At 63.4% G+C, this 25,258-nt stretch carries 19 protein-coding genes; 16 read left to right on the top strand and 3 right to left on the bottom strand.

Annotated elements, in window-relative coordinates; translation table 11 throughout:
• Positions 1-45: 45 nt before the first annotated feature.
• The 4 genes from DIE17_RS25750 to DIE17_RS25735 all read left to right on the top strand — a co-directional run bounded on the left by DIE17_RS25750 (position 46) and on the right by DIE17_RS25735 (position 6,586).
• Positions 46-4,632: an RHS repeat-associated core domain-containing protein gene (locus DIE17_RS25750; RefSeq protein ID WP_260429041.1), complete on the top strand. Its 4,587-nt coding sequence runs from the start codon at positions 46-48 to the stop codon at positions 4,630-4,632.
• The gene (locus DIE17_RS25745; protein ID WP_124522224.1) at positions 4,629-4,904 is read left to right on the top strand and encodes an immunity 53 family protein; all 276 of its coding nucleotides are present in this window, start codon (positions 4,629-4,631) and stop codon (positions 4,902-4,904) included. The genes DIE17_RS25750 and DIE17_RS25745 overlap by 4 nt, the downstream gene beginning before the upstream one ends.
• A gap of 603 nt (positions 4,905-5,507) precedes the next feature.
• Positions 5,508-5,726: a hypothetical protein gene (locus DIE17_RS25740; RefSeq protein WP_124522222.1), complete on the top strand. Its 219-nt coding sequence runs from the start codon at positions 5,508-5,510 to the stop codon at positions 5,724-5,726.
• Between the two features lie 542 nt (positions 5,727-6,268).
• Complete coding sequence (locus DIE17_RS25735) at positions 6,269-6,586, top strand: hypothetical protein (RefSeq protein ID WP_124522220.1); 318 nt, start codon at positions 6,269-6,271, stop codon at positions 6,584-6,586.
• Between the two features lie 124 nt (positions 6,587-6,710).
• On the opposite strand, the gene icmH is transcribed toward DIE17_RS25735, so the two are convergent.
• The 3 genes from icmH to tssJ all read right to left on the bottom strand — a co-directional run bounded on the left by icmH (position 6,711) and on the right by tssJ (position 9,550).
• Positions 6,711-7,493, bottom strand: a complete 783-nt coding sequence (gene icmH / locus DIE17_RS25730) for a type IVB secretion system protein IcmH/DotU (protein ID WP_044845934.1) — start codon at positions 7,491-7,493, stop codon at positions 6,711-6,713.
• Entirely contained in the window at positions 7,490-8,836 is a 1,347-nt protein-coding gene (gene tssK, locus DIE17_RS25725) for a type VI secretion system baseplate subunit TssK (RefSeq protein WP_124487867.1), read from the bottom strand. Before tssK ends, icmH begins: the two co-directional genes overlap by 4 nt.
• A 102-nt stretch (positions 8,837-8,938) precedes the next feature.
• Positions 8,939-9,550 carry a type VI secretion system lipoprotein TssJ gene (gene tssJ, locus DIE17_RS25720; RefSeq protein WP_044845932.1) on the bottom strand — a complete coding sequence of 204 codons (612 nt, stop codon included), beginning with the start codon at positions 9,548-9,550 and terminating at the stop codon, positions 8,939-8,941.
• A 378-nt stretch (positions 9,551-9,928) separates the two neighbouring features.
• On the opposite strand from tssJ, the gene DIE17_RS25715 reads away from it, so the two are divergent.
• The 12 genes from DIE17_RS25715 (at position 9,929) to DIE17_RS25660 (ending at position 25,089) form a co-directional block, all read left to right on the top strand.
• Positions 9,929-10,570, top strand: a complete 642-nt coding sequence (locus tag DIE17_RS25715) for a M48 family metallopeptidase (RefSeq protein WP_124522218.1) — start codon at positions 9,929-9,931, stop codon at positions 10,568-10,570.
• 54 nt (positions 10,571-10,624) lie between these two features.
• Positions 10,625-11,140 carry a type VI secretion system contractile sheath small subunit gene (gene tssB / locus DIE17_RS25710; RefSeq protein WP_059465242.1) on the top strand — a complete coding sequence of 172 codons (516 nt, stop codon included), beginning with the start codon at positions 10,625-10,627 and terminating at the stop codon, positions 11,138-11,140.
• A 15-nt stretch (positions 11,141-11,155) separates the two neighbouring features.
• Entirely contained in the window at positions 11,156-12,646 is a 1,491-nt protein-coding gene (gene tssC / locus DIE17_RS25705) for a type VI secretion system contractile sheath large subunit (protein ID WP_006751237.1), read from the top strand.
• A gap of 70 nt (positions 12,647-12,716) precedes the next feature.
• Positions 12,717-13,220 carry an Hcp family type VI secretion system effector gene (locus tag DIE17_RS25700; RefSeq protein WP_006477093.1) on the top strand — a complete coding sequence of 168 codons (504 nt, stop codon included), beginning with the start codon at positions 12,717-12,719 and terminating at the stop codon, positions 13,218-13,220.
• A gap of 62 nt (positions 13,221-13,282) precedes the next feature.
• Positions 13,283-13,768: a type VI secretion system baseplate subunit TssE gene (gene tssE, locus DIE17_RS25695; RefSeq protein WP_044845929.1), complete on the top strand. Its 486-nt coding sequence runs from the start codon at positions 13,283-13,285 to the stop codon at positions 13,766-13,768.
• 77 nt (positions 13,769-13,845) lie between these two features.
• A complete protein-coding gene (tssF, locus tag DIE17_RS25690; RefSeq protein ID WP_124487868.1) occupies positions 13,846-15,681 on the top strand; it encodes a type VI secretion system baseplate subunit TssF in 1,836 nt (611 codons plus the stop codon).
• Positions 15,645-16,745: a type VI secretion system baseplate subunit TssG gene (tssG, locus tag DIE17_RS25685; protein WP_124487869.1), complete on the top strand. Its 1,101-nt coding sequence runs from the start codon at positions 15,645-15,647 to the stop codon at positions 16,743-16,745. Before tssF ends, tssG begins: the two co-directional genes overlap by 37 nt.
• A 40-nt stretch (positions 16,746-16,785) precedes the next feature.
• Complete coding sequence (gene tssH, locus DIE17_RS25680) at positions 16,786-19,455, top strand: type VI secretion system ATPase TssH (protein ID WP_124522216.1); 2,670 nt, start codon at positions 16,786-16,788, stop codon at positions 19,453-19,455.
• Positions 19,456-19,499: 44 nt separating this feature from the next.
• On the top strand, positions 19,500-20,621 hold the full coding sequence (tssA, locus tag DIE17_RS25675; protein WP_124522214.1) for a type VI secretion system protein TssA: 1,122 nt from the start codon (positions 19,500-19,502) through the stop codon (positions 20,619-20,621).
• Positions 20,622-20,688: 67 nt separating this feature from the next.
• Positions 20,689-23,250, top strand: coding sequence for a type VI secretion system Vgr family protein (locus tag DIE17_RS25670; protein ID WP_124522212.1), 2,562 nt, complete (start codon positions 20,689-20,691; stop codon positions 23,248-23,250).
• Positions 23,250-24,272, top strand: a complete 1,023-nt coding sequence (locus tag DIE17_RS25665; RefSeq protein WP_124487873.1) for a DUF4123 domain-containing protein — start codon at positions 23,250-23,252, stop codon at positions 24,270-24,272. Before DIE17_RS25670 ends, DIE17_RS25665 begins: the two co-directional genes overlap by 1 nt.
• Positions 24,273-24,285: 13 nt before the next feature.
• Positions 24,286-25,089, top strand: a complete 804-nt coding sequence (locus DIE17_RS25660; protein ID WP_124487918.1) for a DUF3304 domain-containing protein — start codon at positions 24,286-24,288, stop codon at positions 25,087-25,089.
• Positions 25,090-25,258 lie beyond the last annotated feature (169 nt).

Below are 25,258 nucleotides of genomic sequence, written 5' to 3'. Positions count from 1 at the left end.
CGGCTCGTCAGCCGTCTTGAAAAAACGAATTGAACGAACAACGACATGGCACAACAACTTCCACCTGGCGCCGAGAAGGAACAGGCCGTTTCCTGGCTCAGCGATATTTCGCCGAAAGATGTAGCGGCGGGAGGCGACCGTTTCAACAAGTGGCTGCTCAAGATCAGCGGCAATCACATTTCGTTCGAGGATCTCAAGACCTTCGCAAGCGCGGTGCCGATCATCGGCAACCTGATGGCGTTTTACGATGCGGTGTGCGACATCGTGATGATCGTCGAGAAGCGCCACGCCAATCTGCTCGATTACCTTGGGCTTGCGATCAACCTGATCGGCGTCATTCCGGTTCCGCCGCCACTCGCGTCGTTCCGACTGTCGGCACGGCCGCTGCTGGCGCTCGTGCGCAATCAATTGCTGGTGTCTCGCGGCAATCTCGGCGCGGCGCTCATTTCGGTGCTCGTCACGCATGTCAACGCCGCGGCCGCGACCGAAATCGAGAACTTCCTGAAGACCCTGCAGGACGTTCTTGTCGAACTGCTGAACGACTGCGCGCATAAGGCGCAGGAGTTGATGCTCGGTATTGCTACCGGGCTGGAACTCGCCCTCAAAGGGCAAATTTTCGACAGCAGTGCCAACGTGCGGCGTACTGCACAGATCGCCCGGAAGATGGACAAGCGGTCCTGGTACAACCCGATGCTGGTGGTTGATGCGATCGAGTACGGTTACGAAGGTTCGATCGCGTTGGGGAAGCAAGCCGGGAACGCGACGGTCGGGACTGCGGCGAAGCTTGCTCCGGATTCGTGGCTGCAACCGTTCCGCGATATCGTCGCGTTCCTGAAGGACGAGGCGCCGAAAGTCGCGAAGGCGATCCGCGATCTGAACGGCAGCGAAGAAGGCAAGATGCTGTGGCTGATCGCGCAAGTGATCGAGGCCGTGGCAAGAGTGCGCGCACGCGGGAAGCTTCACGAAAAGACCGCCGACGTGCCGCCCGGCGGCAAGGGGCGCGCGCAGCACGATCGTCCTCAGGAGCCGGCGGGTGCGATCGGACAGCAGGCGCATGCGGAAGGCGCCGGCCAGAGTCCTTGTAAAAGTTGCGGGATTGGCGCATCGACCGGGTCGATCGATTTTGCTTTCGGCGATGAGACGTTCACTCACACGGACTTTGAACTGCCCGGCGCACTGCCGCTCGTCTGGGCGCGCACGTACCGGTCGCGCCTCTCTGCATACGACAACGGAGAACTTGGCGCGCGGTGGCTCACGCCATACACGACGCGCATCGATGTCGAAGGCGATACATGGTTCTTTCGCGATGCCAGCGGGCGCAGCATCGAATATCGAGCGCTTGCAGCCGGAGGTGTGCATGACGATCTCGCGGAAAACCTGACGCTGACGCGTCTGGACGAGACGTGGGTCGCGATCGCATACGGCCACGACGAGCTTCACGTGTATGAACGGCGCGGCAATGCGTTCCGGCTTGCGATGCAGAAGGACCGTGCAGGCAATGCGATCACGCTCGATTACGACGCGCTCGACCGCGTGGCACGCCTGATCGATGCGAGCGGCAACGTGCTGTCGTTCGAGCACGACAAGCAAGGCCGGATCGTGCTGATCGAGCAGGTGCTCGACGATGGAAAGCGCCGTACGCTTGCGAGCTACGCCTATGACGAAGCGGGCGATCTCGTGCGCGCAACCGACCGGTATGGCAACGCGTGGAGCTATCAGTACCACCGTCATCTCGTGACGCGCTATACCGATCGCACCGGCCGCGGGATGACGCTCGAATGGGACGGCGCGGACGCTGAAGACAACGCGAACGCGAAATGCGTGCGCGAGTACGCGGACGACGGCAGCCTCGATATCCGCCTTGCATGGCATCCGAACATTCGGCTGACCTACGTGACCGATGCGCTCGGTCAGATGTCACGCTACTACTTCAACATCAAGGGATACGTTTATCGAATCGCCTATCCGGACGGCAGCGAGGAATGGTTCCGGCGCGACGAGCATAACAATCTGACGCTGCACATTCTGCAAGACGGCAGCATTGAGCAGATGCGTTATGACGCACGTGGCAACCGGACCTGGCACGAGCGCGCGGACGGCAGCATCGTCGAGATGGCATACGACGGCAAGGATCGGATGATCCGGCTCGTCGATCCGAACGGCCATGTGTGGCAGCGCAAGTACGACGATGCGGGCAATCTCGTCGAAGAAATCGATCCGCTCGAGCATGCGACGAAGTACGCCTACAACGACAAGGGGTTGCCTACGCAGATCACCGATGCGAAGGGCGGCTCGAAGGCGCTTGGATACAACGACGCCGGGCAATTGACGAGCTACACGGACTGCTCCGGAAAGAAGACGGAGTGGCGGTACGACGATATCGGCCGCGTGATCGAGACAAAGGACGCGTCCGGTGGCGTGGTTGCCTATGGTTATGGCCCGAACGGCCAATTGACGGAGACGCGTTCGCCGGCTGGTGTCGAGCACGTGCAATACGACGCTGAAGGTCGGTTGTTGCGGCATACGGATCAACTCAATCGATCGACCCGATACGGCTACGATGCAGTGGGTCGTATTGCGAGCCGCGCGGACGCGCTCGGGCAGACGATTGCGTATCGCTACGACCGTCTCGGCCGCTTGACCGCGCTGACCGATGCGAACCTTGCGACGTACCAGTTCCACTACGATCCGGCGGGGCGGTTGATCGAGGAAATCGGTTTTGACGGCAAGTCGACGCGTTATCAATACGACCCGGACAGCGGCAGCCTTGTTTCGGTTGATGAAGCGGGTTGCGTGATATCGATCGACGTCGACGCAACCGGTCGCCTGATGAAGCGTGTGGCGGGGGAAAGCGAGGAGCGGTTTGCCTACGACCGGAGCGGCAGGCTGATCGACGCGGTGAACCGGTACAGCCGCGTGCAGTTCTTCTTCGATCCGGTCGGCAATCTGGTGCGCGAACATCACGCGTACGATCTGTTCGGCGAGCGGCGTAGCTACGTCTGGCACCACGAATACGACGAGCTCGGCAACCGACGACGTACCGTGCGGCCGGATGGGCATGCGGTTGACTGGCTGATGTATGGCTCGGGGCATGTGCACGGGATGCTGCTCGATGGCGAGGAGCGTGTGCAATTCGAGCGCGATGACCTGCATCGCGAGACGGTACGCATGTTGTCGAGCAAGGTCGGACAGCGCACGCATTACGACCCGGCAGGACGCGTACTGCAGCAGACGATCCAGCGGTCGACCTCGCCCGCGCCGCTCGCCGAGCGGCGGTATCGCTATGACGCGGTCGGGCAATTGTCGCGGATCGAGGATAGTCGCAAGGGCGGGACGGATTACCGATACGATCCGGTCGGGCGGCTGATCGAGGCGATCAGTCCGGTCGCGAAGGAGCAGTTTGCGTTCGACCCGGCGAGCAACATCATCGATCCGGTGCGGTCCACCGAAGCGCCGGCCGCCCGTTCGAGCCCGGTGCGGCCGGAAAGCACGTTGCCGGTCGAGGTGCCGAAGGTGCTGGGCAACCTGCTGAAGGCGTATGCGGGGATGCACTTCGAGTACGACGCGCGCGGGAATCTGGTGCGCAAGCGTACGCCTGCGGGGCAGCAGGAATACGAGTGGGACGAGTTCAATCGCTTGCTGTCGGCGCGGGTTGCGGAGGCGTCGCGGCAGAGTCAGTCACGGTATTTCTATGATGCGTTCGGTCGACGGATCGCTAAGGAGGTGAACGGCGAGCGGACGGTGTTCGGGTGGGATGGCGACGCGCTGGCGTACGAGAGCGATGGCGAGCGTGGCACGCACTATCTTTACGAGCCGGGAACGTTTGTGCCGCTGGCGCAGTATGTGGCGGAACCGGTTGAGGGAATCTCGACGCCGGAGTGGAAGAGTACCGACCGCTATGTGCCGGAGGAGGATCCGCTGCAGAAGATGCCGGAGCGGCGGGGTGACGCGGCGCTGTTCTATTACCACTGCGATCAGATCGGGACGCCGCAGTTGCTGACGGATGACGACGGAGACGTCGTGTGGGAAGCGTCGTATAAGGCGTGGGGCGAAGCGCGGGAGGTCGTTGCGCGAGTGTCGAAGGCGGCGGGGATCGTGGCGAGGAATTCACTGCGGTTCCAGGGGCAGCAAGTCGATGAAGAGACGGGGTTGCACTTTAACCGCAACCGCTACTACGATCCCCAATCGGGCCGCTTCGTTAGCAAGGACCCGATCGGGTTACAAGGCGGCATCAACGTCTTCCAGTACGCGCCCAATCCAGTGCAGTGGGTCGATCCGTTAGGTCTTTCGAAGCAATGTCGTAAATGTTTGCCTAGCTGCAATGATTACGCGTCTCAGGGGCCGAAAGATCCAACGGAGATGGCCCAAGAACTTTCCAATCAGATCAACCAAAACTCGGTAACGTTCTCTACGCCCACAACACAGGGCCACATTGACCTGCAAGGGGCATCGCATTTCGATAAGGCCACGGGAACCGATATTCCGACACCTCATGTTCAGACTCGTAAAATTAACATAGGACCAAACGGCCAGGTGACGACATCGAAAAAGACGGAGGTTACAAGGGCTGCGACTAAACAAGATGTTCGCGTTGCAAGGGAGTTGGCGAGACGAAAGGGATTGTGCAAATGAGTGATCTTATTAATGCTTTGCAAAACTGGTATACCTCCCAATGTAACGACATTTGGGAGCACTCTTATGGCGTCGAGATTGCCAATATCGACAACCCGGGCTGGAAGGTTAAGGTAAGCGGTGCATCAGGAAGGAAGCCCATCGATATGAACGCAGAGCGCGATGAAGACGATTGGATCACAGTGAAGGCGACCGAAACGGAATTCGTCGGGTACGGCGGTCCTGGTAATCTCGATGAACTGCTGGCACTCGTCGTAGATTGGTTGCCGTAAGTGCAAAGGGCCGCGTGAGCGGCCCTTGTTGTCTGTATGATGAGTTGAAGATCGGCGTTCGGGTAGTATGGGTATATGCTACCAATCCGGTTGACTGGATTGATCCAGTGGGACTCAAATACGTACCCCGTAGTCGTGCTTGTGATTTGCTTGGAAAGGATAAGTCGAATAAGTCGAATAAGTCGATAAAAATATTTCTGAATGGCGGCGTGTTGTTTTTAGAGGTACTCTGAAGGAGGAGCGAACGAAGTTCTTGTGCGACGATTTTGTGAAGATTGGGCCGGGAAAGCGTCAGGTTTGCGTGACGCCATCAGATTATAGTGGCGGTCATGGGGTGGGCGGCGCCACTGTGCCGGATACTCCGTATGTTCGTTTTGAGCTCTTGCGGCGACGGGTAACGGAAATCGTCTTGTTACAAAGAACGTGCAAGTTCCACTTGATGCTGGGAATAATGGATGTCAATGATGTTGGAGGTGTTGTGGGAATGCGGTGGAATTTCATTCATCTTTGATTTGAAAGAGGGGGGTGTTCCTTGGTGCGCTAAATGGCCTCAAGGAAGGTAAAAAATTCGAAAAAAATGGTGAATGATAAGTTGACCGGGGGGTGATTCGCTTCGCGTTTTTTGCGGGGAGTGATGACGGCTTTAAAAATGCCAAAGATGGTGCGGAAGTTATTTTGTCGATTGAGGTGTGTGAGTATGCAGGTCACAAACTAGAGGGGTTGAAGATAGGTAGAGGATTTTCGACGCCTGAGTTCGTGCAGCTAAGAAATTTGAAATCGAAGGGCAAGGTTTTAGATGCATTCTTTGTTATCGGAAAGTAGCGCTTGCAAGCGCGAGTAATGATGGATCTTGGGTTGAGATATAAATATGTCGACGTATGATTGGGTTGCCACGAATGGTGGCATCACTCTCGCGTGACGGACTCCCGCTTTGCCTTCGCGAAAGTTGAATTTGTGCTTCGGAACAGCAGTCAACCCTTGCAGCATCGTTCGGGACTCGGGCGCACTGTCATACGATAGTTGAGGGGTAAGTATGCAAGGGCTTCGGAAGATTATTTTTTCGGTTGAAGAAGGGTGGAGACGGATATCCTAAAATGGAATATGAATCTCTCCGGGGGATATTTTTCGGATGATTTGTCGTACGTCGTCGACAATGTTCCGTATTACGCCTATCGCGTGAATAAGGGGGTACGGTAGCGCATCCGTTCATTGACCGATAGCTCCCGCCGAGCCAACCCCGCGCATACGAACTTGGCATAATCACGCCTTGCTCGACACGAGCGCCGCTGCGCAGACACGCTTGTGCAACCGCCGCATCTTGGCTCGGGCGTATTGACTCCAGTCCCGTTACCACCGCAATACCCATGTCGACCATCACCGCGACCACCGCGTCGCTGAAACACATTCTCGAACATCCCGGCGATTTTTCCGGTTGGCTCTGTTTGCCGCCGATGCCGTGGACGCTCGATACAGAGGGCGCATTCACCGAAGCCGCCGACGACCCCGAAGCCGCCGCGCCGCCCGCTACCGCACCGCAACCCGGCTGGCGCGTAACGCTGAATAGCGCGACGATCGAGGACATCGTGATCAATGCGCATGACCAGGTCGACGAACCGAGCGTCGCGCAATTGTTCGACGCGTTCGTGTTCTACGTCGACAACGAGGAATTCATTCTGCTCTGACGACGCACGACGCACGACGCACGACGCACGACGCACGACGACGCGCCCCACGCACCACAGTAAAAAAGGACCGCCGAGCGGTCCTTTCTTCACGAAGCGTCAACATCCGAACGAAGCCTGCCCCTCAAGGCAAGGAAATCGTCAAATTCGCCGACTCCGGCCCGACCTTGATCACCTGCGAATAAGGCGCCAACGCCTGCAGCGTCTTGTCCTTGAGATAGGTATTGAGCCCGAGATACCCGAGCAGGGCCACCAGCGCAAACACCGCCCCGATCGCCCAAACCGGGACCTCCCGCTTCAACCGATGCGCGATCTGATCCGGCAGCGGCCAATGCGGCGCAAACGCCGCCCGCTTGCCCTTCATATGCGCGATCTCATCCCCCAGCCGCGCGGTCAGATACGCGAGCTTCTCCGGCCCCTCGAGCAGATACTTGCCCTGGAACCCGAGCAGCAGGCACATATGAAACACCTCGAGCGACTGCAACCGCGCCGCGCCTTGCGCGCGACATTCCTCGAGATACTGAAAGAACTTCTCCCCCGCGAGTTGCTCGCCGAACAGCACGAGCTGCAGCGGCCGGCGTTCCCAGTCGGTGCGGATCTTGAACTGCGACGACAGCACCATTTCATCGACCGCCGCGCAATACGCGAACTTCGCGCCATACACGTCCTCGGCCGGGATGTTCAGCTTCTTCGCGCCACGCTCGAAATCCGCCAGAAACTCCTGGATCTTCGTGCTGAACTCGCTCGCGCTGTCCGGCTCGCGGCCGTTCTTGAGCAGGAACAGCATGAAGAACCCGTCGTACAGCAGGTCGAGCAGCGAACGGGCCTGGAACGCGGCGTCGGTCGACGCCGGGGTATGCAGCGGGGCCGGCGCGTTGTCGCCGAACAGGGAAGGCGCGTAGCTCATGATGTGACCGCGATCAGTTCGAATTTCAGGTCATTGATGCCAGTCGGCGCGTAGATCATCGCGGACTGGGCCTGCAGCATGCGCTCGTACAATGCGCCGCGCGAGTCGAGCTGGAAATAGCATGCACCGGGCCGCACCGGAATCGCGGGCGGCACCTGCGGCATGTACGACAGCCGCACGCCGGGCATTGCCGACAGCACGAGCTTGTCGACGTCGTCGGGCGCGCCGACCTTGAAGCGCGCCGGCACCGCATCGATGAGCTCGACGTTCGGCATGTCCGCGGACACGGCCAGATAGAACTCGGTCTTGTCGTCGATCTTGCCCGAATCGAGGCGGCCGAGGTGGAACGACGGACGCACCTCGTCGAGCGTGATCGCGAAGTAGCGCGTCGAGATCACGGTGTCGAGCAGCTCGCGCAGCATCAGGTCGAGACGCGCGAAGCTCGGGCCCGGATCGTCATGGCGATACACGGGCAGGTCGGCGAGCGTGTAGCCCTTCGAAAACGTCATCAGCTGGCCCGCGAGGCGCAGCAGTTCCTGGAACAGCCGCTCCGGATGCAGCGCCGCGTGCTGGTGCAGGTGCGCGAGCGTCGCGAACGCGGCGTTCGCCGTGTGCAGCAGCCAGAACGACGCGATGTCGCCCGAGCGGAACTCGATGATGTTCTTCGACGGTTCGCGGTGAAAACCGTACAGCGCGTTCACCTTCGCCTGCAGCGCGTCGACGAGCTGGCGCAGCCGCTGGTGCAGGATCGGCGACGCGTCGATCGCGAGGCACGGCGGCACGAAGCTGTCGTCCATCTCGAAGCCGGACGTCGCTGTGCGGCGCACGCGCACGAGCGGCACCGACAGAAGCTGGTCGCGCGGCTCGCTGTGCGCGATCAGCTTGACCTGCGTCTTCAGGAACGTGATGTCGGCTTCGGCGGCGTCGGTGAAGTTGTCGGCGACGCTCGTCTGCTCGCTGACGAAGCGCGTCATGAAGCCGGCGGCCGGATCGTCGCTGTAGTTGGTGCCGTTCTCGCGCAGCGGGTGCAGCGCGAGGTAGAACACGAATTCGTTGATGCCGTCGGGCAGCGTGTCGAGCGCGATCGGCGGCGGCAGGTCGTCGGCCTGCGGCGCGGCGTAAAGCGCGCCGTCCGGAAACACGAGCGCGAGCTCGGCCACGCGCAGCACGTTGCTGCCGAGCGCATCGCGGTCGATGCGCACCGAGCGCACGCCCCAGTTGTACGGCTGGATCGCCTGGATGGATTCGAACAGGCGCGCCTCGTGGTACGCGTCCTGCCGCTGAAAGTGTTGAGGCCGGAGGAACAGCCCTTCCCCCCACAGCACCTTGGCCGAATAACTCATGTCAAATCCGGTTAATGTCGCGTTGCGATGTAATCGATTTGTTCGTGCCCGAATTAATCGCCATTTTGTTAACTCTTGTTAAATGACATTCGTGCGTCATGTTTAACCGCAGGTCACCGACGAAAGCAAATTCAGCGGTTGCGAAGGCGCACCCTGTTGCGGTGCGATGACAGAGCCGTCGGTGACCGTCATCGCGCAATTATGCAGGCCGATGATTATGCCGGATTTCTCCGACTTTGCCGGGTCGAACGTCAGTTTCCATCGCTGGATTGCGGGATCGCGGAACAGCGCGACGATGCCGAATGCCTGCGCTTCGCGCGACAGCTTTTCGGTTGCCGTATAGCGCTGGCCCGGAATCAGCGTGATTTCACGCACGTTCAGCAGATCGGCGCCCAGCGCGGCCTTTTCCTTGGTCGGATCGGTGAATGCATCGAACGGCGCTTGCTGGAACGAAGTCGGATCCTTCAGCGCGTAGAGCCTGACCACCAACGCGAGCGGCTTGTGATCGTTCGCGGCATTGAGGTTCGGCGCGGCGGCGAGCGTGAGCCCGATGTTGCGCGGCGGTTTCTGGGCATCCGGCACGTCGGGCTTGCCGACGCCGGCGGCCTGCATGACGGCGCTCGCGGCGGAGCCGAGCAGCGGGGCGGCCGCGCATCCGGCCAGGAGCGCGCAGGCAATCAGCGGCAGCGCATAGCGAATCATGGACGATCTCATCGTGTTTACGGCGTGCCGCCTTTAACTCCCCTGTCAAAACTGCCGGGTATTTCCGCGTTCGCCGCGAATCCCCGGCGTATCGGCCGTTCAACTATTAAGCACACGCGCCCGGCAGCGTGCCTTCGGAAATTTTTTCCGTCGTTCGCGCAAAGCGTTGCAGGCCAAGTAAAACTTGCGCATTCCGGTCGATGCGAAAGCCGTCGGCGAGCCGCTGCCAGAGGCGTTTCGAGGGGGTGGCGCACGATTTTAAAAGGAATTACTCTGCACGCAGCGATTGAATTATGAAAAATTGATCGGTACTATACCCGCGCGCTTCTTGCAAAGCAAAAGAACCAGATTCTCAACGATTTTAATACTCACGCGCCGGTGGATATAACGATGAAAGACCGTCTCTTCGCAAAACTTTCTGGGGTAGTGCTGGCTTGCGGCGTGATCGCCGGTTGTGCGAGCCAGCCGCCGGCGCCGCCGTCTGCCGAGGTGTTCAACAAGTCGCTGGCCGATGCGGACGCCGTCGCGAAATCGGGTGACCAGGACAAGGCGCTCGGCCTGTACCAGCAGCTCGCGAAGTCGGATCCGACGCGCGAGGAGCCGTGGTCGCGCATCGCGCAGATCCAGTTTGCCCAGAACCACTACGGCCAGGCGATCGTCGCCGCGCAGGAAGCACTGCAGCGCGATGCGACCGACCGTCAGGCGAAGAGCGTGCTCGCGGTCGCGGGGCTGCGGATCGCGACGCAGTCGCTCGGCGAACTGCGCCAGGATTCGTCGCTCGCGGGCGATGCGAAGTCGGACGCGCAGGCGCTCGCGAAGCAGCTGCGCGACACGCTCGGCGAATCGGCGCTGTTCCCGCCGGAGCAGAAGGCGCAAACGCGCAAGGTCGTGCGTCGCCAGATTCACCGTCCGAAGGCCGGCGCCGGCGCTGCAACCGAGGTCGCCGCCGGTGCTGCCACCACGCCGACGGCGTCGGGCAACACCGCGCCGCAGAAGGGCGGCGCCGATCCGTTCAGCGCACTGCGCAACTGATCGCAACTGACCGCAACTGACGCGATAACCACAACTAACCTGGGAGCCGTCGAGATGGCCAAGAAAGAAAGCATTCAGAAAAGCTTGCAGAAAATACGGCCGCCGCGCGTCCAACTCACCTACGAGGTCGAGAAGGGCGACGCGATCGAGGTAAAGGAACTGCCGTTCGTCGTCGGGGTCGTCGGCGATCTGGCGGGCCAGTCGGAAGTCGAGCAGCCGAAGCTGCGCGACCGCAAGTTCGTCAACATCGACCGTGACAACTTCGACGACGTGATGAAGGCGATCGAGCCGCGTGCCGCATTCCAGGTGGAAAACCGCCTGAGCCCGGAAGGCGGCAAGTTCGCGGTCGACCTGAAGTTCCGTTCGCTGTCGGATTTCAACCCGGACGAAGTCGTCGAACAGGTCGAGCCGCTGCGCCGCCTGCTCGAGGCGCGCTCGAAGCTCGCCGACCTGCGCAACAAGCTCGCCGGCAACGACAAGCTCGAGGACCTGCTGTCCGAAGTGCTGAAGAACACGCAGCAGCTGCAGGAGCTCGCGAAGGGCACCGGCGGCGACAAAGACGGCGAATGACGACGGAGTGTTGAGATGAACCAGCAAACGGCTGCGGCCCAAGCGAGCGGCGCGGAATACGCCGCCGGGACTTCGCTGCTCGACGACATCGTCGAGAAGAGCAAGGTCGCGAAATCCGATTCCGAGCATGCACGTGCGAAGGACCTGATCGGCGAACTCGTGCACCAGGTGCTCGACGGCACGGTGATCGTGTCGGACAACCTGTCGGCGACGATCGACGCGCGCGTCGCGGAACTCGATCGCCTGATCTCCACGCAGCTGTCCGCGGTGATGCACGCGCCGGAATTCCAGCGCCTCGAAAGCACGTGGCGCGGGATGGATTACCTGGTCAAGGAAAGCAACACCGGCCAGACGATCAAGATCAAGGCGCTGCACGCACCGAAGCGCGACCTCGTGCGCGACTTCAAGGGCGCGAGCGAGTTCGACCAGAGCGCGCTGTTCAAGAAGGTCTACGAAGAAGAGTTCGGCACGTTCGGCGGCTCGCCGTTCGGTGCGCTGATCGGCGATTACGAGATCTCGCGCCAGCCGGAAGACATGTACTTCATCGAGCAGATGTCGCACGTCGCGGCGGCCGCGCACGCGCCGTTCATCGCGTCGGCGTCGCCCGAGCTGCTCGGCCTCGAGTCGTTCTCCGACCTCGGCAAGCCGCGCGATCTCGGCAAGGTGTTCGACACGGTCGAATACGCGAAGTGGAAGTCGTTCCGCGATTCGGAAGACTCGCGCTACGTCGGCCTCACGCTGCCGCGCTTCCTCGGCCGCCTGCCGTTCAATCCGAAGGACGGCCAGACGGCGGAGAACTTCAACTTCGTCGAGGACGTCGACGGCACCGAGCACGACAAGTACCTGTGGTGCAACGCGGCGTGGGCCTTCGCGGCACGCCTGACGGCCGCGTTCGACGACTTCGGCTGGTGCGCGGCGATCCGCGGTGTCGAGGGCGGCGGCCTCGTCGAGGACCTGCCGACCCACACGTTCAAGACCGACGACGGTGAAGTCGCGCTGAAGTGCCCGACCGAAATCGCGATCACCGATCGCCGCGAGAAGGAGCTGAGCGACCTCGGCTTCATCCCGCTCGTGCATTGCAAGAACTCGGATTACGCTGCGTTCTTCGCCGCGCAATCGGTGCAGAAACCGAAAAAATACAGCACCGACAGCGCGAATGCGAACGCCGTCCTGTCCGCCCAGCTTCAGTACATCTTCTCGGTATCGCGCGTCGCGCACTACCTGAAGGCGATGATGCGGGACAAGATCGGCAGCTTCGCATCGGCGCAGAACGTAGAGACTTTCCTCAACCGGTGGATTTCGCAGTACGTCCTGCTCGACGACAACGCGTCTCAGGAACAGAAGGCGCAATTTCCGCTGCGCGAGGCATCCATACAAGTGTCGGAGATTCCGGGCAAGCCGGGCTCGTATCGTTCGGTCGCGTTCCTGCGTCCGCACTTTCAGCTCGACGAACTCTCGATTTCTCTGCGACTTGTCGCTGATCTGCCCAAACCGGCAAATTCATAAGCGAGTAAATCGCCCGGGCGGGCCGCCTGGGTAGGACGTTAAAACCACCTCTTTGGGGAGTCGAAGGGCCATGTTACATATGCACTTGCAGTTTGGTAGTCCGGCGGTGAAGGGTGAATCCGCGGACAAGGACCATCAAGGCTGGATCGAGCTGAAATCGTGGGATCACTCGATCGTTCAGCCGCGTTCGGCAACGGCATCGACCGCAGGCGGTCACACGATGACGCGCTGCGAGCACGGCGACATGATTTTCACGAAGGAAATCGATTCGTCGAGCCCGCTGCTGTATCAGCACGCGTCGGGCGGCACCACGTTCGATGAAGTGACGGTCCATTTCTCGCGCGCGGACGGTGAAGGCAAGCGCGTGCAGTATCTGGAAGTGAAGCTCAAGTACGTGATCATCTCGAGCATCGCACCGAGCGTTCGCGAAGAAGGTCTGCCGCTCGAGACGTTCTCGCTGAAGTACGCGGCCGTGCAGTGGAAGCAGACCCAGCAGAAGATCGGCGGCAACCAGGGCGGCAACACGCAAGGCGCCTGGAGCCTGACGAAGAACGACAAGACCTACGCGGTCTAAGGTCGGTTGCGGCAACGGGGCGCTCGGCGTCCCGTTGCCGTTTTCGCTGTGCACGCCGGCCGATGAAAAGATTCGAACCCAGTTTTCTCGACAAGCTGTTCGACGACGAACCGCATCTGCCGGCCTCGGCCGCGATGCGGCAATTGTCGCTGGACGAGCTCAAGAACACGGTCGCCCGCGACGTCGAGGCGATCCTCAACACCCGTATCGCGCACACCGAAATCGAGCTGGCCGCGCTGCCGGAATGCCAGAAGTCGGTGCTGACCTACGGGCTGAACGATTTCGCGGGGCTGAGCCTCGCGAGTCACTACGACCGCGCGTTCATCTGCAAGTCGATCCAGCAGGCCATCGCGCGCCACGAGCCGCGGCTGCAGCAGGTGCAGGTGACGTTCGAGCTGAACGAGCAGTCGACCAACGCGCTTTACTTCGCGATCCAGGCGCTGCTCGTCGTGCACCCGGCCGAGGAGCCGGTGAGTTTCGATGCGATGCTGCAGCCGTCGACGCTGCAGTATTCGGTCACGCGCGCACGCGCGGCCAGAATGCTGTGAATCGAGCTGCCGAGCGGGCCGGACCGCCCGGTGGTGGATCAGGGTCCGGCAGGAAATATTGAGGTTCGGGGTCGTCGATGGAAGAATTGCTGCCGTATTACGAGCGCGAATTATCGTTTTTGCGGCGCTATTCGCGAGATTTCGCCGAGCGCTATCCGAAGATCGCCGCGCGGCTCGCGTTGTCGGGCGAGCACTGCGAGGATCCGCACGTCGAGCGGATGATCGAGTCGTTCGCGCTGCTCGGCGCGCGCATCAACAAGAAGCTCGACGACGACTACCCGGAATTCACCGAAGCGCTGCTGGAAGTGCTGTATCCGCACTACCTGCGGCCGTTCCCGTCGTGCTCGATCGCGCAGTTCACGCCGGCGTCGCCCGGCCAGCAGACCGAACCGGTCGTGATCGACCGCGGCACCGAGCTGAAGAGCCGCCCGATCCGCGGCGTGCAGTGCCGGTTCCGCACCGCGTACGACGTGACGCTCGCGCCGATCCGCATCTCGGAGGCGCGCTACACGCCGGTCGCGCTCGCGCCGAGCGCGACGGTGCTGCCGTCCAACGCGACGGGCGTGATCTCGATCACGTTCGAATCGCTCGCCGCGCAGCTCGATCTCGGCGCGCTGAAGCTGCCGACGCTGCGCGCGCACCTGCACGGCGAGCAGTCGTTCGTCGCTGCGCTGACCGACTGCCTGTTCGTCAACGTGCTCGGCGCGTACGTCGAGCCCGAGCGCAACGGCCGCTGGACCGCGCTGCGCAAGCTGCCGATCGCGCACGCCGGCTTCGACGAGGACGACGCGCTGATCGACTACCCGGCGAAGTCGCACCCCGCGTATCGCCTGCTCACCGAATACTTCGCGTTCCCCGACAAGTTCGATTTCGTCGATTTCGATCTTGCGGCCATCGCGCGCGCGTCGGGCCGCTGCCAGCGCGCGACGCTGCATCTGGTGCTGCAGGACGTGCGCAGCGATTCGCACGTCGCGCGGCTGCTCGAGCTGCTGACGGCCAGCCATTTCCGGCTGTTCTGCACGCCGATCGTCAACCTGTTCCGCCAGCACGGCGAGCCGATCCGCATCACGCACCGCGCGGTGTCGTATCCGGTGATCGCCGAAGCGCGCCGCGCGTTCGCGTACGAGGTGTACTCGATCGATTCGGTGAAGCTCGTCCGGCAGCAGGCGCATGAAGAATCGGTGATCGAGTTCCGGCCGTTCTATTCGCTGCATCACGGCGAATCGGCACGGATCGGTCACTACTGGTTCGCGCGCCGCAACGACTGGGTCGCGCAGAAAAGCCCCGGCTACGAAACCGAGATCTCGATCGTCGACATCGACTTCGAGCCGACCTCGCCGCAGACCGACACGCTGAGCCTCGACCTCACCTGCACGAACCGCGACCTGCCGGCGATGCTCGCATTCGGCCTCGAAGGCGGCGACCTGTTCCAGGAAGGCGGCGCGCAGACGAGCGGCATCTCGATGCTGCGCCGCCCGACGCAGAGCGTGCGCTTCGAGCGCGGCCGCGCCGCGCACTGGCGGCTCGTGTCGCATCTCGCGCTGAACCACGTGTCGCTGGTCGCGCACGGGCTCGCGCCGCTCAAGGAAATGCTGACGCTGTACGACCTGCGGCGCACCGCCGTGTCGATGCGCCAGATCGACGGCCTCGCCGGCGTCGAGCAGCGCGGCGCCGTGCAGTGGCTGCCCGGCAAGCCGTTCGCGACCTTCGTGCGCGGCATCGAGATCCGCCTGACGATCGACGAGGAGCACTTCGTCGGCGCGAGCCTCGCGTCGTTCGTACGCGTGCTCGACAGCTTCTTCGGGCTGTACGTCCATCTCAACAGTTTCGTTCAACTAGTCGTGGTGTCGAAGCGCACCGGCGAGGAGATCATTCGATGCAAGCCCCGCACCGGCGAATCGATCCTGGCGTAGTCGACGCGCTGCTCGACGAGCCGCACCGCTTCGAGTTCTTCCAGGCGGTGCGCGTGCTCGAAGGGCTATTCGCGCGGCAGGCGTCCGATGCCCCCGGCGCGTGGCGGCAGGGCGACGTCGTCGCGCAGCGCATCGAATTCCGCAACACGCTGTCGCTCGGCTTTCCGCCGAGCGAGATCGAAGGCGCCCGCTCGTTCGACGACGACGGCACGCTGCTCGACTCGGGCGAGGATCGCGGCGCCGCGCTCGCGGCCGGCGAGCTCGGTCACGTCGAACTGACACCCGCATTCTTCGGGCTGCTCGGCGGGCAGGGCGCGCTGCCGCTGCACTACACCGAGCAGATCGTCGCGCGCGAGCACCTGAAGCGCGACCACGCGGCGCGCGCCTTCTTCGACGTGTTCTCGAACCGCGCGACCGCGCTGTTCTACGCGGCGTGGAAGAAATACCGGCTGCCGTTCCATTACGAACTCGACCGCGACGAGCGCTACCTGCCGCTCCTGCTCGCGATCGCCGGCGTGCCGAGCGACGAGGTGCGCGACAGCCTCGCGGCCGGCGCGGGCGGCGTGCTCGACGAGGCCGTCGCCGGCTACGCGCTCGCCGCGCGGCACCGGCCGATGTCGGCTGCCTACCTGCAGCGCACGCTGTCCGATTACTTCCGCGTGCCGGTGAGGATCGACCAGTTCGTCGGCAAGTGGTACGACGTGCCGCCCGACCAGCTGAGCGTGCTCGGCGAGGTCAACGCGGTGCTCGGCGCGACGGCGCTCGTCGGCGAACGCGTATGGCAGCGCGACATGCGCGCGCGGATCGTCGTCGGCCCGCTGTCCAAGCGCGACTACGAGGCGTTCTTGCCCGGTGGCGCGCAGGCCGTCGCGCTCGAGCGGATGCTGACGCTGCTCGCCGGCGTCACGCTCGAATACGAGGTGAAGCTCGTGCTGAAACGCACCGAGGTCGGCGCGAGCGTGCTCGGCGCAGGCTCGCGGCTCGGCTGGGATGCGTTCCTCTGCACCCGCGACGCAGCCGAAGACCGCTCGGACGCCCGCTATGAACTGCACGTGATTCACTGATTCCGAACGACAACAAACAATCGAACCTGAGATCGACGCCATGAGCACGCCCCTGAAGACCCTGATCACGAAACTGAACCCGCTGTGCCGGCACGCGACCGAGCGCGCGGCGAGCGCGTGCCTGGCGCGCGGCCATTACGAGGTCGATCTGGAGCATCTGTTTCTCGCGCTGCTTGACCAGGCGACGGGCGACCTGCCGCTCGCGTTGCGTGCGAGCCGCGTCGATCCGCATGCGCTGCGCGCCGATCTCGAGCGCGAACTCACGCGCCTGAAGACGGGCAACACGCGCACGCCGGTGTTTTCCGTGCACCTGATCGCGCTGTTCGAACAGGCCTGGTTGATCGCATCGCTCGATTCGCAGCTCGGCCGCATCCGTTCGGGGCATCTGCTGCTCGCGCTGCTGACCGCGCCCGATCTCGCGCAGTTCGCGCAGCGCATGTCGTCGCAGTTCGCGGAAATGAACGTGACGGACCTGAAGCACAAGTTCGACGAGATCATGGCCGGTTCGAGCGAGGCCGAGCCGCGCCAGGCGGATGCGGAAGGCAGCGACGTCGCGCCGGCCGCCGACGGCGCCGCGCCCGCGGCCGGCCCGTCGAAGACGCCCGCGCTCGACACGTACACGACCAACCTCACGCAGCGCGCGCGTGACGGCAAGATCGACCCGGTGATCGGCCGCGAAGCCGAGATTCGCCAGGCGATCGACATCCTCATGCGCCGCCGCCAGAACAACCCGATCATGACCGGCGAGGCCGGCGTCGGCAAAACGGCGGTCGTCGAGGGTCTCGCGCTGCGGATCGCGGCCGACGACGTGCCGCCGCCGCTGCGCGGCGTCGCGCTGCACGTGCTGGACATGGGCCTGCTGCAGGCCGGCGCGAGCGTGAAGGGCGAGTTCGAGAACCGCCTGAAGAGCGTGATCGACGAGGTGAAGAAGAGCGCGCACCCGATCATCCTGTTCATCGACGAGGCACACACGATCATCGGCGCGGGCGGCCAGGCCGGCCAGAACGACGCGGCGAACCTGCTGAAACCGGCGCTCGCGCGCGGCGAACTGCGCACGATCGCCGCGACGACCTGGAGCGAATACAAGAAGTACTTCGAGAAGGATGCGGCGCTCGCGCGGCGCTTCCAGGTCGTGAAGGTCGAGGAGCCGAGCGAGCCGCTCGCGGCCGCGATGCTGCGCGGGATGTCCGGGTTGATGGAGAAGCACTTCAACGTGCGGATCCTCGACGACGCGATCACCGAGGCCGTGCGCCTGTCGCATCGCTACATCAGTGGCCGCCAGCTGCCGGACAAGGCGATCAGCGTGCTCGACACCGCGTGCGCGAAGGTCGCGCTCGCGCACAGCGCGACGCCCGCGGCGATCGACGACACGAAGAAGCGCATCGAGCGCATCGACGCGGAAATCGCGTCGCTGGAGCGCGAGGCGGCGGGCGGCGCCGCGCACGACGAGCGCCTGGGCGAACTGCGCGGCGCGCGCGACACGGCGCTCGCGCAATTGACCGAGGACGAGGCGCGCTATGAAGCCGAGCGCGCGATCGTCGTCGAGATCACCGAGCTGCGCGACACGCTCGACCGGGCGCGCGGTCCGTCGGAAGACGGCGAGCCGGTCGACGTGCCGGCCACGCGAGAGAAGCTGGCCGAACGCGTCGCGGCGCTGCACGCGCTGCAGGGCGGCGAGCCGATGGTGCCGCTGCAGGTCGACGGCCACGTCGTCGCCGAGATCGTCGCCGCGTGGACGGGCATTCCGCTCGGCCGGATGGTGAAGGACGAGATCGACACCGTGCTGAACCTGCAGCCGCTGCTGACCGCGCGCGTGATCGGCCAGGACCATGCGCTCGATGCGATCGCGCAACGCGTGCGCACGGCGACCGCGAACCTCGAGGATCCGAACAAGCCGCGCGGCGTGTTCATGTTCGTCGGGCCGTCGGGCGTCGGCAAGACCGAGACGGCGCTCGCGCTGGCCGACATCCTGTACGGCGGCGAGCGCAAGATGGTCACGATCAACATGAGCGAGTACCAGGAAGCGCACAGCGTGTCGGGCCTGAAGGGCTCGCCGCCGGGCTACGTCGGCTACGGCGAGGGCGGCGTGCTGACCGAGGCCGTGCGCCGCAACCCGTATTCCGTCGTGCTGCTCGACGAGGTCGAGAAGGCGCACCCGGACGTGCTCGAGATGTTCTTCCAGGTGTTCGACAAGGGCACGATGGACGACGCCGAAGGGCGCGAGATCGACTTCCGCAATACGCTGATCATCCTGACGTCGAACGTCGGATCGGCCGCGGTGATGCAGGCGTGCCTGAACAAGCCGGCCGAGGAACTGCCCGATCCGGACGCACTCGCCGAGGCGCTGCGCCCGCAGCTGTACAAGACGTTCAAGCCCGCGTTCCTCGGCCGGATGAAGGTCGTGCCGTACTACCCGATTTCCGACGACGTGCTGGCCGAGATCATCGAGCTGAAGCTCGAACGGATCCGTCGCCGCATCGAAGCGAACCACAAGGCCGCGTTCGAGTGGGACGAATCGCTCGTCGACGCGGTGCTCGCGCGCTGCACCGAGGTCGATTCGGGCGCTCGCAACGTCGACCATATTTTGAACGGCACGCTGCTGCCGGAGATCGCGGGCCACGTGCTCGGCCGGATCGCCGACGGCGCGGCCATCGCGCGCATCGCGGTGCGCGCGGACGAGGCCGGCGAATTCGCCTATACGGTCGAATGAACCCCCGCACGCGACATCTCATGCATCAACGGATTCACTGAACCATGCCGATCAATCTCCCCGAGCTGCTGACGCCGATCAGCGATGCGTCGCCCAGCGGCGACGACCTGCTGTTCTCGAATGAATTCGACGCGATCCAGGACGCGCGGCGCTACGACGATCCGACGCTCGACCAGGGCGAGTGGGTGACCGAGATCAAGGAGGCCGACTGGGGCTTCGTCGTCGATCACGCGGGCGCGCTGCTGCGCACGTGCACCAAGGACCTGCGGCTCGCCGTATGGCTGACCGAGGCGCTCGCGCTGGAGGACGGCATCACCGGCCTCACCGAAGGCTATGCGCTGCTGGAAGGCCTGTGCCGCGACTACTGGGACACCGTGCATCCGCTGCCGGAAGGCGACGACGTCGAATACCGGCTCGGCAACGTCGCGTGGCTGTCCGGCCGCACGGCCGAGCTGCTGCGCGGCATTCCGGTGACCGACGGCGCATCGAACGCGTTCACCACGCTCGACTGGGAAGTCGCGCAGCATGTGGCGCAGGCCGTGAAGCGCGATCCGGAACATGCGGACGACATCGCGCGCGGCAAGCCGTCGGTCGAGCAGGTCGATGCGTCGCGGCGCGTGACGTCGATCGCGTTCTACACGACGCTGCTCGCGAACCTGAAGGCGTTCGAAATCTCGCTCGACGCGTTCGAGGAGCGGCTCGTCGAACGCGCCGGCGATTCGGCGCCGAGCTTCCGGCAGACGCGCGACGCGTTCGAGACCGTGTACCGGCTCGTCGAGCGCTTCGCGCGCGAGCAGGGCTATACGGGCAGCGCGCCGCATGCGCCGTCGGCGCCGCAGGCGCAGCCCGAGCGCATCGAGCCGAGCTTCGGCGACGCGTTCCACACCGAGGAGACCCATGTGCAGTCGCAGACCGCTCCGCGTCCGCCGGTGACGCAAATGATCGCCGGCATCCAGAACCGTGCGCAGGCCGTCGACCAGCTTCGTGCGGTCGCGCGCTACTTCCGCCAGACCGAGCCGCACAGCCCGGTCGCGTATCTCGCGGACAAGGCCGCCGAATGGGCCGACATGCCGCTGCACAAGTGGCTCGAGAGCGTCGTGAAGGACGACGGGTCGCTGTCGCACATCCGCGAGCTGCTGGGGGTGAGGCCCGACGAGCAGTCGTGAGCCGCCGCTTGTTGACCTGAGAGCGCGGGCCCGGCGGGCTCGCGATGAACGAGAAGAAGGGTGACGCATGAACGTGACCGAACTGGCACAGGCGATTCGCGGTGGCCTGATCCAGCAGGATCGGCTGCTGAAGACGGACATCCCGTCGCTGCCGAACAATGCGCTCGTGCCGCGCCGCGCGGTGACCAGTTCGGCGCTCGGCCGCGATTTCAGCGTGGCGCTCGATCTGGTGTCCACCGCGAGCGACGTCGAGCTCAAGACGCTGATCGCGCAGCCGATCACGCTGTGGATCCAGCAGCCGGACAAGTCGTATCTGCCGATCAACGGCTATGTCCACACGGCGCGACGGCTCGGCGCCGACGGCAGCCTGTCGAGTTACCAGCTGCGCTTCGCGTCGTGGATGCATTTCCTCAAGTTCCGCAGCGACATGCGGTACTGGCAGGACCAGCCGGTCGACGCAATTCTCTCCGACGTGTTCGATACGCATCCGCAGGCCAGGGGCCAATACCAGTTCGCGTTGTCGAAACCGTTGCCGTCCCGGTCGTACTGTCGCCAGAGCGAAACCGACTGGAACTTCGTGCACCGGCTGATGGAGGACGAAGGGCTGTTCGGGTTCTGGCGGCACAGCGAAGACGGGAAGGCGCATACGCTCGTCATCACCGACGACGTGCATGCGGTCGATGCGCTGTCCCCGAATGTCGTTACGTTCGATCGTTCCGGCAGCGGCACCGAAACCGCCGGGTTTACGCAGTGGACCGCATCGCGGACGTTGCAAAGCACGCTGCACACGACGCGCACCTTCGACTACAAAGCGCCGTCGTCGGCGGCCAATCCGAACGGCACGTCGCTGCCGACCAAGGCCGGCCAGGGGGACCTGCCGGGCCAGGCGGAAATCTACGAATACACCGGCGCGTACACGTATCCGGGCCAGGACCGCGGCGAACACCTGTCGAAGATTCGTCTCGAGGAATGGGAGTCGCGCGCGAAGCGCTTCTTCGGCGTGGGCGGCGTGCGCGCGATCGATGCCGGCCGGCGCTTCACGCTGACAGGTCATCCCGAGCACGACCGCGATTCGGCGAGCGAGCGCGAGTTCGCGGCCATCGGCGTCACGCGGTACATCGAGAACAATCTGCCGGTTTCGGACCACGAAGCGAGCTTTCCGCATAGCCTGCAGGACCAGCTGGCGCAGGTGAAGGCCGGTCACGGGGAAGCGGCGGCATTCGAAGTTGGGCATGACGACGGCTCCGCCGGGTTCTATCTCGTCGAGGTCGAAGCGCAGCGCGCGAGCGTGCCGTACCGCAGCCCGTTCGAGCATCGCAAGCCCGCGATGCAGCTCGAGACGGCGATCGTCGTCGGGCCGAAGGGCGAAGAGGTTTATACGGACGAGCTGAACCGGATCAAGGTCATGTTCGTCTGGGACCGCCAGAGCGAAGGCCGCGAGAACGCGTCGTGCTGGATGCGTGTCGTGCAGTCCGATACCGGCGGCGGGTACGGCGGCGTGCATATTCCGCGGGTCGGCGAGGAAGTGCTGATCGGCTACATCGGCGGCGACTGCGACCGGCCGATCGTCATGCATCGCGTGTACAACGGTGCGACCAGGCCGCAGTGGCATAGCAACGGGATCCTGTCGGGCCTCCGGTCGAAGGAGTATGCAGGATCGGGGCACAACGAGATGGTGCTCGACGACGCGACCGGGCAGAACCGCGCGCGCCTGTTCAGCAGCAGTGCGAATTCGTTGCTTCATCTCGGCTATCTGATCGAGCAGAACGGGAACACGCGCGGTGCGTATCTCGGCTCAGGCTTCGACCTGCGCACGGACGCGTACGGCGCGATGCGAGCCGGGCAGGGCCTGTACGTGACGACGCATCCGAAGCAGGCGAACAGCCAGCCGCTCGACGTGAGTGAGGCGAAGCAGCAGCTTGGCAATGCGCAGGGGCTGATCGAATCGATGTCGCAGGTCAGCGAGATGCATCAGGCGGAGAGTCTCGGCACCGGTCGCGATGCGCTCAAGCAATTCGCCGAGGCGACGCAGAACAGCGTGGCGGGGGCGGCCTCGGGCGGTGGCAGGACCGCAGGCGGCGGGACGGGGAATGCGAATGCGTTCAAGGAGCCGGTGATGTTGTTCGCGAGCCCGGCGGGGATTGGGGTGGCGTCGCAGCAGTCGGTGCACCTGGCGAGCGACCGGCAGACCAATATCGTCAGTGGTCAAAGTACGTTCATTACCAGCGGGAAGTCGCTGATCGCCGGCATCCGGGATCGCATCAGCCTGTTCGCGCAGAACGCCGGGATGAAGCTGTTCGCCGCGAAGGGCAAGGTCGAGGTTCAGGCGCATGCGGACAGCATCGAACTCACAGCGCAGAAGACCGTGAAGATGATGGCGGCGACCGAGGCCGTCGACGTGGCCGCGAAGCAGGAGATCCTGCTCACGTCGGGTGGCGCCTATATCCGGATCAAGGGCGGCAACATCGAGATTCACGCGCCGGGGAAGGTAGATTTCAAGGGCGCTCAGCACCAGTTCAGCGGACCGACGAGCATGCAGTATCCGCTGCCCGCGATGCCGGGCGGCACGTGCAAGCAATGCGTGCTGAATGCGCATAGCGGTCGTGAATCGATGGTCGAGGCGGATTGATGGACGAAGTCAACGATACGGGTGACACCATCGAGATGGCGGCGGATGGGCCCAATCCGCGCGAGCGTGAATGGCCGGCGTTCGTGGAGACGCTGAAGGCATCGCTGGAGCACGAGGCCGGCGACGGCAGACCGATGCGTCTGTACGTGCTCGTCGACACGCGCGGTTATCAGGAGCTGGACACGCAGCTGGCAGCCGTGCGCGGCCTGCGTTACGCGTCCCTTTGGACCGATACCGGGCTGGATGCCTATACGGATATCGCACCGTACCTGATTGCGTTCGACGGTCGCGCACTCGACGGCGGGGATGCGGAGCAGCATCGCGTGCTGCGTCAGCTGTGGCTGGATGCCGTCGATCTGCATGCGGTGACGTGGTTGTGCTCGGCGTGGTCGTTCGACGCGCTGGATGCACATCTGCGCCAGTACGTGAAGTACGCGCTGCCGAACGGTCGCGCGTACTACCTGTTCTTCTTCGACAATCTTGTATTCGGGCGGCTCCGACAGGTGTGGAGCGACACGCAGGCGCAGCAGTTCGTCGCGCCGTTTAGCGAGATCCGATATCGCGATCGTCGGCTCGACGAAGTCGTGTGGCGCAACGACACGCCGGCGGTTGAAGGTGTGATGTCGGCAAGCGACGCACCGGACCTCAGCGAGCGGCAGCACGCGCTACTGATCGAGCTCGGGTACCCGGACAAGCTCGTGCTGAAGTTTCGCGAGACGATGGCGGCGGTGGTCGATCACCTGTCCGATGCGGAACTCCATGATCAGGTTGTCGAGCAACTCGAACGCGCAGCAGCGCACGGGATTGCCGAAGAAGCGGAATTGCAGTGCTACGTAATGACGGGCGTGCTGGTTGCGCCCCGGTTCGACGAGCATCCCGCGGTGCGGGTGTGCCTTGGAGCCGTGGCGCATGGAGAGACGACGCTCAATGACGCGTTGGCGACGATCGACGACGCGACATGGAATGCGATTCGCGATGCGCACGAGCGGGAATCGATGGAGGCGCTTCGTGGCGTGGCGTAGGTCCGCGCCGGCGATGTGCCTGGTTGCGGCGGCTTTGAGCGCGTGTGGCAAGTCGGAGCCGGTGTATAGCGGAGTTTCGGTAATGGGTCGGAATTATCTGCCGTACAACATGAGCGGCTTCACCGTGATGGACGCGTTTGGAAACAAGGCAAGCGGCGGCGGGGACGACCCGCCGGGTGCAGGTGGGGGGAGCGTGACGTGTTGCTACCAACTCAAGGGCGCCGAGTTCACGGTCGAATGGAAGTATTACGATGCAGACCGATGGACGATGGACGACTCGCACATGCAGGAGGTCGAGACAAAGGTCGTGATGCCACCGTCGGTCGTTCCTGAGCAGCTCGGCGCCCGCATTCTCGAAGTTCATTTCTATCCGGATCGTCACGTCGAGCTTCAATTTCCGGGCGAACTTCTCGACAAGTCGCGTATTCCGATCGTCGAGGTTTCCCGATGGATGGCGACTCGTTATCAGGCGCAACTGGATAGGAAATTTGCAGATACGGACGGGCAATCGCATCGTCGCATCGCGCGTGCAGTGGCTGCTGCGTGGCTGAAATATCGGCTGACCGACTGGCGTGATCTCGCGCAATACGTGTACTTCGACCTGCTGGTGAACAGTCGATTCGATTCGCACCCGACGGTCCAGCGCATCTTGCAGACTGATGCCAGTCAACCCGGTACGTTCGCGAAGTCGATGCAGACCTTGTCGAAGAACGTGCTGTCGGCTTTGGCGAGCGGCCGCTTCGAACCCGTGGCTGTCCCGGCGGTTCCTGACGGCTTGCTGCCGTCACCGCGTATGGACGAGGCGCGACATGGTTGATTTCGTGGGGAGAGGTTCTGGCTATGAGTGGAAGGGCCGCTTACGTGACGGGCGGAACGATACCGATGCGTGGGATATGCCTGCAACGCATGCTCGACAATATTCGGAAGGAAAACATCAGTGAATAGCACGACGGGATTTTCGGGGCTGGCGAGCCGTGTTCTGGCTG

The sequence above is a fragment of the Burkholderia sp. Bp9099 genome (genome assembly GCF_003857805.1).
GTDB lineage: Bacteria > Pseudomonadota > Gammaproteobacteria > Burkholderiales > Burkholderiaceae > Burkholderia.
This window is presented reverse-complemented; position numbering and strand designations above follow the sequence as displayed.